15 protein-coding genes are annotated in these 14,978 nt (G+C 60.1%); 4 read left to right on the plus strand and 11 right to left on the minus strand.

Going from position 1 to position 14,978, the window contains the following annotated elements; translation table 11 throughout:
- Positions 1-23: 23 nt before the first annotated feature.
- A complete protein-coding gene (locus J4D25_RS19155) occupies positions 24-494 on the plus strand; it encodes a MaoC family dehydratase (RefSeq protein ID WP_007974451.1) in 471 nt (156 codons plus the stop codon).
- Positions 495-617: 123 nt separating this feature from the next.
- Here the strand turns inward: J4D25_RS19155 and J4D25_RS19160 are convergent, their stop codons facing one another.
- The gene (locus tag J4D25_RS19160) at positions 618-1,085 is read right to left on the minus strand and encodes a PA2169 family four-helix-bundle protein (protein ID WP_057713558.1); all 468 of its coding nucleotides are present in this window, start codon (positions 1,083-1,085) and stop codon (positions 618-620) included.
- A gap of 203 nt (positions 1,086-1,288) precedes the next feature.
- Between J4D25_RS19160 and J4D25_RS19165 the strand changes: the two genes are divergently transcribed.
- Both J4D25_RS19165 and J4D25_RS19170 read left to right on the plus strand, forming a co-directional pair.
- Complete coding sequence (locus J4D25_RS19165; RefSeq protein ID WP_003227425.1) at positions 1,289-1,525, plus strand: DUF3820 family protein; 237 nt, start codon at positions 1,289-1,291, stop codon at positions 1,523-1,525.
- Positions 1,526-1,544: 19 nt separating this feature from the next.
- A complete protein-coding gene (locus J4D25_RS19170) occupies positions 1,545-2,726 on the plus strand; it encodes an aminotransferase class V-fold PLP-dependent enzyme (RefSeq protein WP_057713557.1) in 1,182 nt (393 codons plus the stop codon).
- Positions 2,727-2,728: 2 nt separating this feature from the next.
- On the opposite strand, the gene J4D25_RS19175 is transcribed toward J4D25_RS19170, so the two are convergent.
- The 4 genes from J4D25_RS19175 to zwf all read right to left on the minus strand — a co-directional run bounded on the left by J4D25_RS19175 (position 2,729) and on the right by zwf (position 6,581).
- On the minus strand, positions 2,729-3,454 hold the full coding sequence (locus J4D25_RS19175; protein ID WP_057713556.1) for an intradiol ring-cleavage dioxygenase: 726 nt from the start codon (positions 3,452-3,454) through the stop codon (positions 2,729-2,731).
- 274 nt (positions 3,455-3,728) lie between these two features.
- Entirely contained in the window at positions 3,729-4,394 is a 666-nt protein-coding gene (locus J4D25_RS19180) for a bifunctional 4-hydroxy-2-oxoglutarate aldolase/2-dehydro-3-deoxy-phosphogluconate aldolase (protein WP_008050561.1), read from the minus strand.
- A 17-nt stretch (positions 4,395-4,411) separates the two neighbouring features.
- A complete protein-coding gene (gene pgl, locus J4D25_RS19185) occupies positions 4,412-5,125 on the minus strand; it encodes a 6-phosphogluconolactonase (protein WP_057713555.1) in 714 nt (237 codons plus the stop codon).
- Positions 5,112-6,581, minus strand: a complete 1,470-nt coding sequence (zwf, locus tag J4D25_RS19190) for a glucose-6-phosphate dehydrogenase (protein WP_057713554.1) — start codon at positions 6,579-6,581, stop codon at positions 5,112-5,114. Before zwf ends, pgl begins: the two co-directional genes overlap by 14 nt.
- A gap of 226 nt (positions 6,582-6,807) precedes the next feature.
- Between zwf and J4D25_RS19195 the strand changes: the two genes are divergently transcribed.
- Positions 6,808-7,668 (plus strand): MurR/RpiR family transcriptional regulator, encoded by an 861-nt coding sequence (locus J4D25_RS19195; protein ID WP_170948639.1) that lies wholly within the window; start codon positions 6,808-6,810, stop codon positions 7,666-7,668.
- A 167-nt stretch (positions 7,669-7,835) separates the two neighbouring features.
- Here J4D25_RS19195 and J4D25_RS19200 read toward each other — a convergent pair whose 3' ends face one another.
- The 6 genes from J4D25_RS19200 to J4D25_RS19225 form a co-directional block, all read right to left on the minus strand.
- Entirely contained in the window at positions 7,836-8,690 is an 855-nt protein-coding gene (locus J4D25_RS19200; RefSeq protein ID WP_057713553.1) for a D-hexose-6-phosphate mutarotase, read from the minus strand.
- Positions 8,691-8,912: 222 nt separating this feature from the next.
- Positions 8,913-10,259, minus strand: a complete 1,347-nt coding sequence (locus J4D25_RS19205) for a carbohydrate porin (RefSeq protein WP_057713552.1) — start codon at positions 10,257-10,259, stop codon at positions 8,913-8,915.
- Between the two features lie 206 nt (positions 10,260-10,465).
- Positions 10,466-11,626, minus strand: coding sequence for an ABC transporter ATP-binding protein (locus J4D25_RS19210; RefSeq protein ID WP_057713551.1), 1,161 nt, complete (start codon positions 11,624-11,626; stop codon positions 10,466-10,468).
- A 3-nt stretch (positions 11,627-11,629) separates the two neighbouring features.
- Entirely contained in the window at positions 11,630-12,475 is an 846-nt protein-coding gene (locus J4D25_RS19215; RefSeq protein WP_007974434.1) for a carbohydrate ABC transporter permease, read from the minus strand.
- Positions 12,468-13,376 (minus strand): carbohydrate ABC transporter permease, encoded by a 909-nt coding sequence (locus J4D25_RS19220; RefSeq protein ID WP_057713550.1) that lies wholly within the window; start codon positions 13,374-13,376, stop codon positions 12,468-12,470. The genes J4D25_RS19215 and J4D25_RS19220 overlap by 8 nt, the downstream gene beginning before the upstream one ends.
- Positions 13,377-13,576: 200 nt before the next feature.
- Positions 13,577-14,875: an ABC transporter substrate-binding protein gene (locus J4D25_RS19225; protein WP_057713549.1), complete on the minus strand. Its 1,299-nt coding sequence runs from the start codon at positions 14,873-14,875 to the stop codon at positions 13,577-13,579.
- Positions 14,876-14,978: the final 103 nt, after the last annotated feature.

The following is a 14,978-nucleotide window of genomic DNA, read 5'->3' on the forward strand; positions in this document are numbered from 1 at the left end:
ATTCGTCACAGGAATTGAGACAGATGACCCAGGTTACCAACACCCCTTACGAAGCCCTCGAAGTCGGGCAGACCGCCAGTTTCAGCAAGACGGTCGAAGAGCGCGACATCCAGCTGTTCGCTGCGATGTCCGGCGACCACAACCCGGTACACCTGGATGCCGAATACGCCGCCAGCACCATGTTCAAGGAGCGCATCGCCCACGGCATGTTCAGCGGCGCGTTGATCAGCGCGGCGGTCGCCTGCGAGTTGCCTGGCCCGGGGACCATCTACATCGGCCAGCAAATGAGCTTTCAGAAACCGGTGAAGATCGGCGACACCCTGACCGTGCGCCTGGAAATCCTGGAAAAACTGCCGAAGTTTCGCGTGCGCATCGCCACTCGCGTGTTCAACCAGCGCGATGAACTGGTGGTGGATGGCGAGGCGGAAATCCTCGCGCCACGCAAGCAACAGAGTGTGACGTTGACGGAGCTGCCGGCGATCAGCATTGGCTGATTGACGGGGCAAAAACTGTGGGAGCGAGCTTGCTCGCGATGAGGGCCTGACATTCAACATTGATGTTGACTGATTTGGCGCTATCGCGAGCAAGCTCGCTCCCACAGTTGTTTCAACCAGTCGTTACGAACGTGCACGCGCCTGGTTACGCAGGGCCTTGACCTGATCGTGGTTACGCTGCACGCCGTGGTACTGGCGCTCAACCAGGTCGCGAATGCCCACCAGGTTGTGCTTGTTGATTTTCTCCATGGCGTCGCGGTAAGCCTTCAACGCATGGTCTTCACCGCGCTCGGCTTCATTGAGCACGGCCTCCTCGCCCTTGCCGGTGAACATCGACTTCACGTCGACCCAGCGACGGTGCAAGTCGCCGCTGACACTGGTGGAAGTTTCCGGATCGCCACCCAGTGAACGCACGGCAGACTGCAACTCCGCAGCGGCCGTACCACAATCGCTCGCACGATTGATGAACAGGGTTTTGAGTTCAGGGTGCTTGATGTCTTCAGCGCATGTCTTGAACCCGGCCTGACCGTCCTTGCTGGTTTCAATCAGGTCGTTGAGTACAGAAATCGCTTCTTTTTTGATGTCGGTCATTTTTCAACTCCTTACGACGGATGAACGGTGTAAGGAACGCTGCACTCTGCGTGCCAGCTCGGAATCGTCTAACTATTCTTTACTTTTCAAATAGTTATCCATTATCAAAAAATCTGTATCCGTTTTATTTGCATGATCTGTCATTTGGCCTGCATGCAGAATGCCTGTATTTTCCAGACTGACTGAATCAAGACGACTGATCGATGAACCCTGAAAAGCTCGAACTGCTGATCACCCGTGAAATGCCCTTCGGCAAATACAAGGGTCGAATCATTGCCGACCTGCCCGGCCCTTACCTGAACTGGTTCGCCCGGGAGGGTTTCCCCCATGGCGAGTTGGGCGGCCTGCTGGCCCTGATGCAGGAGATCGATCACAACGGTTTGTCGGACTTGCTCGAACCGCTGCGCGCCAAACACGGCAAGCCGGCCCCGCGCCACTGAATCACCTACCGAGTACCCCATGCCCGACAACACCCGCCGCGCCCGTGATGAAGCCTTCTGGCGAACCTTTGCCGACCGCTACGATATCGAACCCGGCCCGCTCAACCTGGAGAACGGTTACTTCGCACGCATGTCACGCACGGTGGTCGAGGAATACCAGCGCAACATCGAACTGATCAACCGCAGCAATTCGGTGTATGTGCGCCAGCGTTTCGAACAGGGCGACAGCCTGAAGATCCGCGCGCAACTGGCCAGGTTGATTGGCGTACCCGCCGACAGCATCGCCCTGACCCGTAACGCCTCGGAAGGTTTGCAGTCGCTGATCCGCAACTACAACCGGCTGCAGCCCGGCGACCAGGTACTGGTTTGCGATCTGGAATACGACACGGTCAAAGGCGCCATGCGTTGGCTGGCGCGTAATCGCGGTGTCGAAGTGATCGAGATCGAACACGCACACCCGGCAACCTTCGACAGCTTGCTCAATACCTATCGGGAAGCCTTCGCGCGCTATCCGCGGCTGAAGCTTATGGCCCTGACCCACGTCACCCATCGCACGGGCCTGGTGATGCCGGTGCAGGCGATTGCAGCCGCTGCGAAGGAACAGGGCATCGACGTCATCCTCGACGGCGCCCATGCCCTCGGCCAGTTTGATTTCGACCTGACCGAGCTCGGTATCGCCTTCGCCGGCTTCAATCTGCACAAGTGGATCGGCGCACCGCTGACGCTCGGCTTTATCTACATCGCACCCGAACGCCTGGCCGACATCGACCCGGACATGGGCGAGATGCATTTTCCGCCCACTGACATTCGCGCCCGTACCTCGTACAGCACCCCCAACATCCCGGCGCTGATGACCCTGCCGCTGGTGCTCGAAGAACATTGGGCGATGGGCGGTGCCGCGGCCAAGGGCGCGCGGCTCAATTATCTGCGCAACCGCTGGGTCGCTGCCGCGCGGCAGTTGCCGGGCGTCGAAGTCCTGACCCCGGATGACCCACGCCTGTATTGCGGCATTACCTCGATGCGCTTTACCCGGCATGCCGACCAGCAAACCATGGTCGAGCGCCTGCTCAATGAATACAACCTGTTCACCGTGACCCGCAGTGGCGCGGCATGCGGTCCGTGCATCCGCATTACACCGGGGCTTACCACCACCGCGGCCGACATGGATGTGCTGGTCAGGGCGCTGACCGAACTGGGCTGACCTCAGACGGTGTACTTGTCAAAGTCCTCGGGTTTGATCTGTGTCGACACGGCGAAGGTGTCGATGCCGATGGTCATCTGCCCGAAGTAACCGTCTTCAGCCGAATCCCGCCCCAGGGTGTGCACACTCAAGGTCGATTTTTCACCGCCCATGGTTGAATAAAAATAGTCCTGAGCGTTGGTCAGTGCCGGTACGGTTCGGCCGCTGTACGGTCGGCTACCGAGCACCGAACGAGAGGCCACCTCAGGCAGATAAAGCTGCCCGACCCAGGCGACATGCCGTTCTTGCAGATAGTTGTTGCCGGCCGTGATGCGCACGGCGACGTGAATGTGCAATGCGCGACCGGCGTAAAAACCGGGATAGATCGTGGTGAAGCGCACGATGCCCGACTTGTCGGTGAACTGCCCGCCGCGCAGATAGGTATCGTCATCGGTGCGCGGGACGGCGCCGATGTCACCGGTATCGACCTCGACGTCCGGGTTGATCTTGCTCCAGCCCGAATAGGCACCGCGGGCATTGCAGTGCCAGATATCCACCAGCGCATCGGGGACCGGCTCGCCGGTCATGGCATCGACAATGGTCAGCCGCAGCACCAACGGAACGCCTTCGGCGCCTTCGCTGATGTTTCTGCGGATCAGTTTGGGGTTGCGGAAATACGGGCCGGCAATCTGTTCGGGAGACAGCAGGTAGACCGGTGCCGGGGGTGCAGCTGAGGTGGTAGCGTCCATGACGTTCTCTCTTCCATAAGATGAACGCAGGCTAGCACCGGTCGATTTTCGTTATGCGGTAACTATGTATCGCATGATGTCCTTGTCCCAGTGGGAGTGAGCTTGCTCGAGCTGGCGTCGTGTCAGTCAACATCCATACAATCTGTCACACCGCTATCGCGAGCAAGCTCGCTCCCACAGGGGTACGACAACTTTCTTCAGGCAAAAAAAACGGTGCACCGACCAAGCGCACCGTAAAGCCGTAGAACACACAACGAGGTGTAGGGTGAAGCGATCAGTCCAGCAGCGCCAAAGCCTCGGCGGTGCATTCCTGAATGCGGGCCCAGTCGCCGTTCTTGATCCACTCCGGATCAAGCATCCAGCTACCGCCCACGCACATGACGTTTTTCAATGCCATGTAGCTCTTGATATTGGCAGGTCCCACGCCACCGGTCGGGCAGAATTTCACTTCGCCGAACGGGCCGCCCAGAGCCTTGATGGCCGCGACGCCGCCGCTGACTTCGGCCGGGAATAGCTTGAAGCGGCGATAACCCAGGCCGTAGCCTTCCATGATGCCCGAGGCATTGCTGATGCCTGGCAAGAGTGGAATCGGGCTGGCGACGCTGGCTTCCAGCAGGTCGCGGGTGATACCCGGCGTGACGATGAATTGCGAGCCGGCCGCTTCCGCCGCCGCCAGCATGTGGCGATCCAGCACGGTGCCGGCACCGGTCACCAGCTCCGGACGCTGCTCACGCAGAATCTGGATGGCCTTGAGGCCGAATTGCGAACGCAGGGTCACTTCCAGGGCCGTCAGGCCACCGGCCGCGAGGGCGTCGGCCAACGGCAGAACGTCCTGCTCGCGGGCAATGGTGATCACCGGCAGAATCCGCGCTTTCGCGCAAATACTGTCGATCAGGGCAACTTTGTCCGCCATGGAAACGGTCGGGGATGGGTTTGTCATAGCGGCTGTTCCTTGGCTCATGGGCACCAGTAAATCTCTAACGTGGGTTGCAGAAACGCGCGCACCGGCATTTCGGCGACATCGTCACCGGCCAGCGCGAAACTCAGGGTGGTCAGCTTGGACTGACCGGAGATCGACAGAATTTTATGTTTGGCCGAAGCCAGCAGCGCGCGGCTCATGGTCAGGCGCTGATGCGGCACGGTCGGCGCCAACATCGGCCAGCAGCGACGAACGCCATCGACCTGTAATGCCTCGGCAAGGTTCGGGCTGTTGGGAAACAGCGATGCGGTGTGGCCGTCATCGCCCATGCCGAGGATCAGCACGTCTATCACCGGCAACTCCGACAGCAAGCGGTCGGCCTGCTCGGCCGCCTGTTCCAGGTTGGCACTGGCGCTGTACAGGCTCAGGAACTGCGCCTTGGCCGCTTGGCCTTGCAGCAGGTAACGCTTGATCAGGCCGGCGTTGCTGTCGGCGTGTTCGACCGGCACCCAGCGCTCGTCGGCCAGGCTAACCACCACGTTCGACCAGTCCAGCGTCTGCTTGGCCAGGTGCTGGAAAAACGCCACCGGGCTGCGGCCACCGGACACCACCAGGGTCGCAGTGCCCTGGGCGTCGATCGCGTCGCTCAGTTGTTTCGCCACGTTCAGTGCCAGGCTTTCAGCCAGCAGCACCGGGCTCTTGTATGCATGGGCGCTGACGCCCTGCGGCAGTTTCAAATCAGATATCGCCATACCACGACCTCCCGTCCCGCGTGATCAGTGCAATGGAGCTCATCGGCCCCCAGGACCCGGCCGCGTACGGCTTGGGCGCATCACCGGATTTTTTCCACCCGGCGATCAACTGGTCACACCACTTCCACGCGGCTTCGATTTCATCTTTACGGACAAACAGGTTCTGATTGCCGCGCATCACTTCCAGCAACAACCGCTCGTAGGCATCGGGAATCCGTGCGCTGCTCCAGGTGTCGGAAAAATTCAGCTGCAACGGACCGCTGCGCAGCTGCATGCCCTTGTCCAGGCCTTGATCTTTGGTCATGACACGCAAGGAAATGCCTTCATCCGGTTGCAGGCGGATAATCAGCTTGTTGCTGATTTGCAGGCGCTGCTCGGGAGCGAAGATGTAGTGCGACGGTTCCTTGAAGTGGATGACGATCTGCGACAGCTTCTGCGGCATGCGCTTGCCGGTACGCAGGTAGAACGGCACGCCGGCCCAGCGCCAGTTGCGGATGTCGGCACGCAGGGCGACGAAGGTTTCGGTGTCGCTCTGGGTGTTGGAATTGGGTTCTTCCAGGTACCCCGGTACTGCCTTGCCTTCGCTGTAGCCGGCGATGTACTGGCCGCGCACCACTTGAGTGGTCAGGCCTTCCGGGCTGATCGGCGCCAGGGCCTTGAGCACTTTGACCTTCTCGTCGCGGATGCTGTCGGCGGACAGGTCGGCCGGCGGGTCCATGGCGATCAGGCAGAGCAGTTGCAGCAGGTGGTTCTGGATCATGTCCCGCAGCTGGCCGGCCTTGTCGAAGTAACCCCAGCGGCCTTCGATACCGACCTTCTCGGCCACGGTGATTTCCACGTGGGAAATGTAATTCTGGTTCCACTGGGTTTCGAACAGGCTGTTGGCGAAACGCAGGGCGATCAGGTTCTGGACGGTCTCTTTACCCAGATAGTGGTCGATGCGGTAGGTGCGGTTCTCCGGGAAGAACTGCGCCACGGCGTCGTTGACCTTGCGCGAGGATTCCAGATCCGAACCGATGGGTTTTTCCAGCACCACACGGGTGTTTTGCGCCAGGCCGACCTTGGCCAGGTTCTCGCAAATCGCGCCATACACGGCGGCAGGGGTCGCAAAGTAGGCGATGACACGCTGCGAACTGCCGGCGGATTCGGCCAGGGCCACATAATCATCGGGGTTGAGGAAGTCGACGTGCAGGTAGTTCAGGCGCGCCAGAAAACGCTCGACCACGGCTTCGTCCAGCTCTTTGGCACCGACATAGCGGCGCAGCTCGGAGGTGATGAACGCCAGGTGCTCCTGCTCGCTGCCCGGCTCACGGGCCAGCGCGATAATACGCGTGTCCTCGTGCAGCAGGCCGGCGCCGTCGAGTTGATAGAGGGCAGGAAACAGCTTGCGCAAGGCCAGGTCGCCAAGGGCGCCGAACAAGGCAAAGGTGCACGGTTCAACCGTAATCGAGAGCATGATGTTTGTTCTTTTATCAAGTTAAGCTACAAATACCTTTTTTCAAGGCATCACTCAAGGGAAAATGTAGTAATAACCACAACATTTTCGCAAAATACAGATTCCGAGTGGTGGTCGGTCGGAGCCATCAGTAGGATAGGCCACCGTTACGGGCCTCACCAAAGGCCCTTTTTGCATTAGCCGCGCGCTTGTTGGCGCAGGTGTAAAGGATACTTATATGGACCGCGTGCGAAATTTACTGGAGCAAATCCAGAATCGCCTTGAAGAGCTGAACAAGGCCGAACGCAAAGTCGCCGAGGTGATCCTGCTCAACCCGCAGCAGGCCACCCGCTTCAGCATCGCCGCCCTCGCCCAGGCCGCCTCGGTCAGCGAGCCGACGGTCAACCGTTTCTGCCGTTCGTTCGGCGTCAGCGGCTACCCCGAGCTCAAACTGCAACTGGCCCAGAGTCTGGCCAGTGGCGCCGCCTATGTCAGCCGTGCGGTGGAGGCCGATGACAATCCGGAGGCCTACACCCAGAAGATCTTCGGCAGCGCCATCGCCTCGCTGGACAGCGCCTGCCAGGCACTGGACCCGAACCTGATCAGTCGCGCCGTCGACCTTCTGATCCAGGCCCGGCAGATCCACTTCTTCGGCCTCGGCGCCTCGGCCCCGGTGGCACTGGATGCGCAGCACAAGTTCTTCCGCTTCAACCTCGCCGTCACGGCCCATGCGGATGTGCTGATGCAGCGCATGATTGCCTCGGTGGCCCATACCGGCGAGCTGTTCGTGATCATTTCCTACACCGGTCGCACCCGCGAACTGGTGGAGGTGGCGCGCATCGCCCGGGAAAACGGCGCCTCGGTGCTTGGCCTGACCGCCGAGAACTCGCCACTGGCCAAGGCCAGCACCCTGAGCCTGAACATTCCGCTGCCGGAAGACACCGACATCTACATGCCGATGACGTCGCGGATCATCCAACTGACCGTGCTGGACGTACTCGCCACCGGCATGACCTTGCGCCGTGGCGTGGACTTCCAGCCGCATTTGCGCAAGATCAAGGAAAGCTTGAATGCCAGCCGGTATCCGGTTGGAGATGAGTTCAACTGATCCAACATTTGCGCTGATCGTTCTGACCTCATCGTCGGAACGCCGCCCGGAGCAAGCTCGCTCCCACAGGGGATTGGTGTTGAACACAAAAACTGTGTTCACCGAAGATCCAGTGTGGGAGCGAGCTTGCTCGCGATGGCGGCAGACGCAGCACCGCAAATCCAGAGCTAAGCCCCCACCCGCGCCTGCAAACTCAAATGCGCCCGCTCCCCAGGTGCAAGGCACAGGCTGTCGGTGCCGCCGCTTGCTGCCTCTACACAAACGAATTCGGATATCTCGTTCCAGGTCACGCCGAGCAACGGGCGTGAACCGGGATGCCACACCACTGTGTCTGCCGTATCCCCGGTATCAATGCACAACGCCCGCTGCCAGGCATGGTCGTTCAACTGCAATTCGCCGTCGTGCTGGAACACCCGCTGACACCCGCCATCAACGCGTAACTCGCCTTCCTGCTGACAAACCTGTCGGCTCAACTGATCGTAACCCTGCGCGCCTTCGAGCCCAGACAGCGCTATCTCACTGACATCGCCAATACGCCAGTAAGCGTGCAAAGCCTGGCTCAACTGGCACGGCATGTCGTCCTGATGCTCGGTGCTCAGACGCAGTTCCATGCGCTCACCCAGGTGCGCGTGCAGGTCCACCTGCCAGTCGCACAACTTCAGTTGCCAGTGCAATCGCACGCCATCGTCGTCACTGTTGCTGTCGAGCAGCTTCCAGTCGAGCAACCGCGCCCAGCCATGGGACGGCCAGGCGTTTTCGCTCGGATGCCGGCCATACCACGGCCAACACACCGGCACACCGCCGCGAATGGCGCCGACCTGCGGCCACTTTGCCGCGCACCACAGCCAGGGTTTCTGGCCCTTGGGCTGGAAGTGCAACAACTGCGCGCCCTGACGACTGAACACCGCCTGACACAGCGGATGATCGATCACCAGCACATCGCGCGTCTGATAGCGCTCCCACGCGAACACCGGACGTTCGCGCAAGGATTTGAAGAAGCGTTGTAGCGGATGCTCAAGCATGTGCCACGGTCCTGAAAAACATGGGTGTACTCAACATTCTCACAATCCTGTAGAGCGCTTTTTGTGGCGAGGGGGCTTGCCCCCGTTGGGTCGCGAAGCGGCCCCAAAAAGGGACTGCTGCGCAGTCCAACGGGGGCGAGCCCCCTCGCCACACAAAAAAAAGCGGACAGCCATGGCTGTCCGCAAATATGCGCACATGGAGAGAAGCTTATCGCAGACGCGTTAGAACACCGACTGAATTTTCAGGCCGGCCACCAGCGCGTTGTCGACTTCATCCACACCACCCGGGTGAGTGACGTATTGCAGGTTGGGACGTACGGTCAGCCAGTTGGTCACGTGGAAGCCGTAGTTGATCTCGTAGTTGTATTCGGTTTCACGAATGGGCGAGAACAGCGGATTGTCGTATTCCGAAACACCGTTGGCCGCGTTGGTCAGCTCAGCGTTTTTCTTCACGTCATCGTTGACGTGAATACGGGCGAAACCGATGCCCACGTCATCCTTCGGACGCGCGTCGAACGGGCCCTTGTACACAAACATCAGCGACTGGTAGTTGTCGATGAAGTTGGTGTCTTTGTCGTGGAACGTTGCGTTGGCCGCGATGTTCAGACCACGGGAAGCATCGCCATTGTGGCTGGTCAGTTGCTGTTGCGCGACGAACCAGTAGCCGTGCTTGCTATCGTGGACGCGATAAGGGTTGCCGGTGGTCGCTGCGTTCTGGCCGTTGTCGTCCTTGAGAACGTCGTCGGCATCAGAGGTACTTTTGTAGTAACCGACACGGTATTCGCCCGGCAGGTTGTTGACCTTCGGCGACCAGACCAGCTCGACCGGCAGGACGGTGCCATTGGTGCCACTGCCGCTGAGCTTGAAGCCGTTACCGTGCTCCAGTTGCGACGTGTTCTGGTTGTACGCGCCAATCTGGGCGTAGAGCTCGTCATTGATGTTGTACTTCACACGGATCGCCGCCTGGCTGACCGGCCAGTTGTACCAGATGTTGGTGGCCCAGTTACCCACCTGGGATCCGCAGAACGCCAGGTTCTGGAACTCGCACGGGAAGGTGTTGAAGTCTTCACCTTCACCGAAGTAACCGGCCTTGACGTCCAGCTTGTTGTCGAAGAACTGGTGCTGAATCCACAACTGGGTCAGACGGACCATGTGGCCGCGACCATAGACTTCCTGGGAGGAACTCAAGGTGCCGGCACGCGGATCGCCGATACGGTCGTTGGAGATGTTCTCACCGTTACGGTTGGTGAGCTGGATCTTGGCCTGGGTGTTATCCCAGCCGAACAGCTTCTCCAGGTCCAGCGCCGCGCCCAGGCCAAACTGGTCGGCGTAGCGCGCGGTCTTGTCATCGTTGAAGCCGCCATGCAGGTTAGCGCCGACTTCACCGACGTAATCCATCTTGATGTCGATGCCTTGCTCGATCAGCTTGGTACGCTCGCCACCCCAATCGCCCGTCATCCACCTGGAGTCGGAGCTGAACGCTTCATCGGCCATCGCATTGCCGGCCAGAACCAGTGCTGCCGCTGCTGAAACCTGGCAGATCAACCGGGCCTTGTTCTTCATCTTCATCCCTACTTCCTCGTTTTATTGTTATTAACTTTTCTTTTTTTAACGCGGTTACATCCGGTGCAACGCGCGACAGGCCGCGCATTGCCAATCCCCCCCTGTAGGAGCGAGCTTGCTCGCGAGAAACTTGAGAACACCGCGGGGTGTCAGGTTTCCAGTGTCATCATTGACGTCCATCGCGAGCAGGCTCGCTCCTACAGTCTTGTTCTTCAGCGACCTTTGAATTGGGCCACGTTGTCAGCATGCGCCTCGGCTTTCGGCACGCCGGCAACCCCCAAACGCTCCCCGGTCTTGGCATCGAACAACAGCACTTTCGCCGGATCGAATTGCAGGGTCAGGGTCTCGCCCACCGCCGGCGCCACGTCCGGCGCCAGGCGGCAGCAGACCTTGGTGTCGTTGAGATTGACGAAGACCAGGGTGTCGGGCCCGGTCGGTTCGGTGACCTGGACTTCGGCGCGAATGGTCGGCAACCCGTTTGCTTCGCCGTTGGCCAGAATGATCTGCTCAGGGCGGATGCCGAGGATCACTTCGCGGTCTTCAAGACCGGCGTCCTGCATGCCCAGCGGCAATTCGCAACGGGCCTGGCCGCTGTCGAGCAGCGCCAGCAGACGACCGTCCTTGCGTTGCAAGCGCAGCGGGATGAAGTTCATCGGCGGCGAACCGATGAAGCTCGCCACGAACAGGTTGGCCGGGTTGTTGTAGATGTCCTTCGGCGTACCGAACTGCTGGATGATCCCGTCCTTCATCACCGCCACTTTGTCGCCCAGGGTCATGGCTTCGATCTGGTCGTGGGTCACGTAGACCGTGGTGGTTTTCAGGCGCTGGTGCATCAGTTTCATTTCGGTGCGCATCTCGACCCGCAGCTTGGCGTCGAGGTTGGACAGCGGTTCGTCGAACAGATAAATCTTCGGCCGCCGCGCCAGGGCACGGCCCATCGCCACGCGCTGTTGCTGGCCGCCGGAGAGCTGGCCGGGCTTGCGGCTGAGCAAGTGTTCGATCTGCAACAGCTTGGAAACCCGAGCGACTTCTTCGTCGATTTCGGCAGTCGGCATTTTGCGGATTTTCAGGCCGAAGGCGATGTTGTCGCGCACGCTCATGGTCGGGTACAGCGCGTAGGACTGGAACACCATGGCGATGTCGCGATCCTTGGGGCTCATGCCGCTGATGTCGGCGTCGTCCACCAGGATCGCGCCACCGCTGATGGTTTCAAGGCCCGCGATGCAGTTCATCAAGGTCGACTTGCCGCAGCCCGACGGGCCGACCAGGATCAGGAACTCACCGTCATCGATTTTCAGTTCGATGTTCTTCAGGGTGTCCGGCAAACCGGGGCCGTAGGTCTTGTTGACGTTGCGTAATTCGAGAGTTGCCATGTTCTACCCCTTGACCGCGCCGGACGTCAGCCCGCGCAGGAAATACTTGCCAGCGAATATGTAGACCAGCAGTGTCGGCAGCCCGGCGATCATCGCGGCGGCCATATCAACGTTGTATTCCTTGGCCCCGGTGCTGGTGTTGACCAGGTTGTTCAGGGCCACGGTAATTGGCTGGGCGTCGCCACTGGCGAACACCACGCCGAACAGGAAGTCGTTCCAGATCTGGGTGAACTGCCAGATCAGGCAGACCATCACGATCGGGATCGACATCGGCAGCAGGATCTTCAGGAAGATCGTGAAGAAGCCCGCGCCATCGAGCCGTGCGGCCTTGACCAGCGCATCCGGAATGCTCACGTAGTAGTTGCGGAAGAACAGCGTGGTGAACGCCAGGCCGTAGACCACGTGCACCAGCACCAGGCCGGTGGTGGTGTTGGCCAGGCCGAACTTGCCGAGGGTGAACGAGGCTGGCAGCAGCACGGTCTGGAACGGCAGGAAGCAGCCGAACAGCAACAGGCCGAAGAACAGTTGCGAACCACGGAAGCGCCACATCGACAGCACGTAGCCGTTCATGGCCCCGATGAACGTGGAGATCAGCACCGCCGGCACGGTGATCTTCACCGAGTTCCAGAAGTAGCCGCCGACCACGTCCCAGGCCTTGATCCAGCCGATGCCGTCGATCACGGTCGGCCAGCTCAGCAGGTTGCCGGTACGGATGTCTTCCGGGGATTTGAAGCTGGTCAGCAGCATTACCACCAACGGGATCAAGTACACCGCTGCCGCCAGCAACAGAGTTGCGTAGATCGCGATGCGGCTGAAACTGATACCCGATTTTCCGAGTTGATTAGTCATGGCGTTTGCCTCGCAGCTCGGAGTACAGGTACGGCACGAGGATGGTCAGCACGGCGCCGAGCATCAGCATGGCGCTGGCCGAACCGATGCCCATCTGGCCACGGCTGAAGGTGAAGGAATACATGAACATCGCCGGCAGGTCGGAGGAGTAGCCCGGACCGCCCGCGGTCATCGCCGCGACCAGGTCGAAGCTCTTGATCGCGATGTGCGCCAGGATCATGAAGGCACTGAAGAACACCGGGCGCAGGCTCGGCAGGACGATCTTCAGGTAGATGGTCGGCAAGCTCGCGCCATCGACTTGCGCAGCGCGGATGATCGATTGATCGACACCGCGCAGGCCGGCGAGGAACATCGCCATGACAAACCCGGAGGCTTGCCACACGGCGGCGATCACCAGGCAATAGACCACGCGATCCTGATCCACCAGCCAGTCGAGACGGAAGCCTTCCCAGCCCCAGTCGCGCAGCATCTTGTCCAGGCCCAGGCCTGGGTTGAGCAGCCATTTCCACGCGGTACCGGTGACGATCATCGACAGCGCCATCGGGTACAGGTAGACGGTGCGGATGAAGCCTTCCTTGCGAATGCGCTGATCCAGCAGCACCGCGAGGAACACGCCCAGCACCAGGCTGATGCTGATGAACATGCCGCCGAACAGTGCGAGGTTCTTGCTCGCGACCCACCAGCGGTCGTTGTCCATCAGGCGCATGTATTGCTGCAGGCCGACCCACTTGTAGCTCGGCATGAAGCTGGAGTTGGTGAAGGACAGTATGAATGTCCAGATGATGTAACCGTAGAAGCCAACCAACACGATCAGCATGCTCGGCGCGAGTACCAACTTGGGTAACCAGCGTTGCAGCGCATCGAACGGTGAGGCTTTGCTGAAAACCGCCACAGAGCTCATCGGGATAATCCAGGTGGAGAAGTGAAATCCGGACAGAGTTCCCCCCTGTAGGAGCGAGCCTGCTCGCGATGGAATCAAGAACACCGGGGCCTGTCTGGATTGGCGCGGTGCCTGGTAGTCCATCGCGAGCAAGCTCGCTCCCACAATGGGATGGAGCTCTCTCTGGGGTTTGCCGCAGGATCACCTGCGGCGATTACGAGTTACTGGGCAGCTTTGACAGCCGAGGCCAGTTGGGCGCTGGCCTTGGCCGGGTCAGCGTCCTTGTCGTTCATGAAGTTGGTGACCACGTCGAAGATCGCGCCCTGCACGGCCAGGGAGGTGGCCATGTTGTGCGCCATGCTCGGTTGCAGGCCGCCGGTCTTGTCGTCCGCGATGAAGTCCTTGGCCGACTTCTGGGCACACTCGTCGAAGCCGAGCTTGTCCATTTCGTTCAGCATGTCGTTACGCACCGGGATCGAACCCTTGTTCATGCTGAAGACTTTCTGGAAGTCGGTACCCAACGCGACCTTGGCCAGGTCTTGCTGGGCAGCGATGTCTCCCTTGCGATCGGCCTTGAGCTTGAACACCGCCATCGAGTCGATGTTGTAGGTGAAGGCTTTTTCGGTGCCCGGGAACGCTACGCACTGGTAGTCCTTGCCGGCGATTTTCTTCGCGGCGGTCCACTCGCTTTTCGCCCAGTCGCCCATCATCTGCATGCCGGCCTTGCCACTGATGACGTCGGCGGCGGCGATGTTCCAGTCACGACCGGCACGGTTCGGGTCCATGTAGCCGGTGATTTTTTTCAGCTCGGCGAACGACTTGGTCATCTCCGGGCCGGACAGGGTTTTCTGGTCCAGGTCGACCAGGGCTTTCTTGTAACCGTCGGCGCCCATGACCGAGAGCACCACGTCTTCGAACACGGTGCTGTCCTGCCAAGGCTGACCACCGTGGGCGAGCGCGATGAAGCCGGCGGCCTTGAGCTTGTCGCCGGCGGCATAGAATTCTTCGAGGGTCGTCGGGGCTTTTTCGATCCCGGCTTTCTTGAACACTTCGGGGTTGATCCACAGCCAGTTGACGCGGTGGATGTTCACCGGCACGGCGACGTAGTCACCTTCGTACTTCACAGTGTCGGAGACTTTCTTCGACAGCAGGCCATCCCAGTTTTCCGCCTTGGAAACGTCTTTCAACGCGTCGGTGCTGAGCAGGCCAGTGCTGCCCCACTCCTGGATGTCCGGGCCTTTGATCTGGGCAACGCCCGGAGGGTTGCCGGCTACGGCGCGACTTTTGAGTACGGTCATGGCCGTGGAACCGCCACCACCGGCGACTGCGCCGTCCTTCCAGGTAAAGCCGTCTTTTTCGACTTGAGCCTTCAGGACATCGACCGCTGCTTTTTCACCACCGGAAGTCCACCAGTGAACGACTTCAACGGAACCTTTGGATTCGGCGGCCAGGACACTGAGGGGGAGCGCAGACAGGGAAGCGAGAGAAATGACAGTAGCGAGGCGAGAAATCGCATTCATCTAGGAGCACCTTTCTTGTTGTTATGCATGCAAGTCTGTTGCTTGCGCTGCATAAGATTCTAAACAGGGGATATCCCCTCGCAGGTAACGAAGGGATGCGCGA

The organism is Pseudomonas sp. GW456-L13, from assembly GCF_017350115.1.
Lineage (GTDB): Bacteria > Pseudomonadota > Gammaproteobacteria > Pseudomonadales > Pseudomonadaceae > Aquipseudomonas > Aquipseudomonas jessenii.

What these genes read in the sequence shown, in the direction of transcription:
- J4D25_RS19155 (WP_007974451.1), top strand. Translation starts at nt 24, where the DNA reads ATGACCCAGGTTACCAACACCCCTTACGAAGCCCTCGAAGTCGGGCAG.
- J4D25_RS19160 (WP_057713558.1), bottom strand. Translation starts at nt 1,085, where the DNA reads ATGACCGACATCAAAAAAGAAGCGATTTCTGTACTCAACGACCTGATT.
- J4D25_RS19165 (WP_003227425.1), top strand. Translation starts at nt 1,289, where the DNA reads ATGAACCCTGAAAAGCTCGAACTGCTGATCACCCGTGAAATGCCCTTC.
- J4D25_RS19170 (WP_057713557.1), top strand. Translation starts at nt 1,545, where the DNA reads ATGCCCGACAACACCCGCCGCGCCCGTGATGAAGCCTTCTGGCGAACC.
- J4D25_RS19175 (WP_057713556.1), bottom strand. Translation starts at nt 3,454, where the DNA reads ATGGACGCTACCACCTCAGCTGCACCCCCGGCACCGGTCTACCTGCTG.
- J4D25_RS19180 (WP_008050561.1), bottom strand. Translation starts at nt 4,394, where the DNA reads ATGACAAACCCATCCCCGACCGTTTCCATGGCGGACAAAGTTGCCCTG.
- pgl (WP_057713555.1), bottom strand. Translation starts at nt 5,125, where the DNA reads ATGGCGATATCTGATTTGAAACTGCCGCAGGGCGTCAGCGCCCATGCA.
- zwf (WP_057713554.1), bottom strand. Translation starts at nt 6,581, where the DNA reads ATGCTCTCGATTACGGTTGAACCGTGCACCTTTGCCTTGTTCGGCGCC.
- J4D25_RS19200 (WP_057713553.1), bottom strand. Translation starts at nt 8,690, where the DNA reads ATGCTTGAGCATCCGCTACAACGCTTCTTCAAATCCTTGCGCGAACGT.
- J4D25_RS19205 (WP_057713552.1), bottom strand. Translation starts at nt 10,259, where the DNA reads ATGAAGATGAAGAACAAGGCCCGGTTGATCTGCCAGGTTTCAGCAGCG.
- J4D25_RS19210 (WP_057713551.1), bottom strand. Translation starts at nt 11,626, where the DNA reads ATGGCAACTCTCGAATTACGCAACGTCAACAAGACCTACGGCCCCGGT.
- J4D25_RS19215 (WP_007974434.1), bottom strand. Translation starts at nt 12,475, where the DNA reads ATGACTAATCAACTCGGAAAATCGGGTATCAGTTTCAGCCGCATCGCG.
- J4D25_RS19220 (WP_057713550.1), bottom strand. Translation starts at nt 13,376, where the DNA reads ATGAGCTCTGTGGCGGTTTTCAGCAAAGCCTCACCGTTCGATGCGCTG.
- J4D25_RS19225 (WP_057713549.1), bottom strand. Translation starts at nt 14,875, where the DNA reads ATGAATGCGATTTCTCGCCTCGCTACTGTCATTTCTCTCGCTTCCCTG.